This is a genomic window from Bradyrhizobium sp. PRIMUS42 (genome assembly GCF_023006515.1).
Classification (GTDB): Bacteria; Pseudomonadota; Alphaproteobacteria; order Rhizobiales; family Xanthobacteraceae; genus Bradyrhizobium.
In genome coordinates this window covers 1-1,361 of sequence record NZ_JALBGZ010001128.1, presented here as the reverse complement: position 1 = coordinate 1,361, position 1,361 = coordinate 1, and the positions used below count along the sequence as shown (strand labels likewise).

Below are 1,361 nucleotides of genomic sequence, written 5' to 3'. Positions count from 1 at the left end.
AGACCGTGGCGCAGCAGATCGCATCGAGCGAACCGGTATCCGAGTATGCCCGCCGGCCCGCGCCGCAGGGCCTGGACATGCATGGCCGTCCCGCGCCTGTTGCGCCGGCGCCACAGGGCGACGACCATCTTGATATCCCGGCCTTCCTGCGGCGGCAGGCGACCTGAGGATTGTTACAATAAGGCAGACGAAAAAAGGTCCCGGCAACAAGCTTGCCGGGACCTTTCCTTTTGTCCCGTGCATACCCGGATTGCGCAGTCAAACAACTGATTTTAAATCATTAATTACGTGTTCGGGTGTTCAGTAGAATTGCCGGCAGCGGCCCAAAACCTCGGCGCAATTTGGTTAAGCCTTGGCGCGAATACGGCAGGTTTGGGGTAACAATCGGTAAAAAAGCGTGAGTTGGCGCTGTTTGAGGCAGTGACTATGGTTTGCCGTGACTTGGGGATACGGATTCGCGGCGCCGGCACTGGCCGGCCAAGTGGGTCTAGTATAAGTCGCAGTGGGTCGTAGTGGGGCGGGTTCCTGATGAAATTTAGCCGGCAAACAACGCTTCGTGCGCAAGCCTCTGTGGCAGGCGTGGGCGTTCATTCCGGTCTTCCCGTCACCCTCACGCTTGGGCCTGCGCCTGTCGACGCGGGCTTTATTTTTGTCCGGACGGGCCTTGAGGGAAGTGATCGCGAAGTTCAGGCGACCGCTGACCAGGTGATCGCGACCGACTTCGCCACCGTTCTCGGCGATCGCAACGGTCCGCTGGTCTCCACTGCCGAGCACGTGCTTGCTGCACTGCGGGGCATGGGTGTCGACAACGCCACGATCGAGATCGACGGTCCGGAAGTGCCGATCATGGACGGCAGCGCTGCGGCCTTCATTGCGGCGATCGACCAGGCCGGTATCGTGACCCAACCGGCACAGCGCCGCTTCATTCAGGTTTTGAAGCCGATCTCGGTCAAGATCGGCGACTCCTTCGGCGAGATCAGGCCCTACGCCAATGGGTTCTCCGTCGAGGTCGAGATCGACTTCACCAATCCCGTCATCGGCCAGCAGGCTTACGCTTTCGACCTCAATCCGGAACGTTTCCGCCGCGAAGTCGGCCGGGCCCGGACCTTCGGTCTGATGTCCGACGTTGCGCGGCTCTGGAGCGCGGGTTATGCCCTCGGCGCCTCCTTCGACAACACCGTCGTGTTCGACGACGAGCGGCTGCTCAACACCGAGGGCCTGCGCTACGCCGATGAATGCGCCCGCCACAAGGTGCTGGACGTGATCGGCGATCTCTCGCTGGCCGGCCTGCCGCTGCTTGGCGCCTACCGCTCGGTGCGTGGCGGCCACAAGCTCAACCACGCCGTCCTGACCGCGTTGCT

At 62.1% G+C, this 1,361-nt stretch carries 1 protein-coding gene; it reads left to right on the top strand.

Annotated features, from left to right (window positions below):
• Positions 1 to 528: 528 nt before the first annotated feature.
• The coding region (lpxC, locus tag MOV75_RS38280; protein WP_247008020.1) for a UDP-3-O-acyl-N-acetylglucosamine deacetylase at positions 529 to 1,361 on the top strand (833 nt) is incomplete at its 3' end.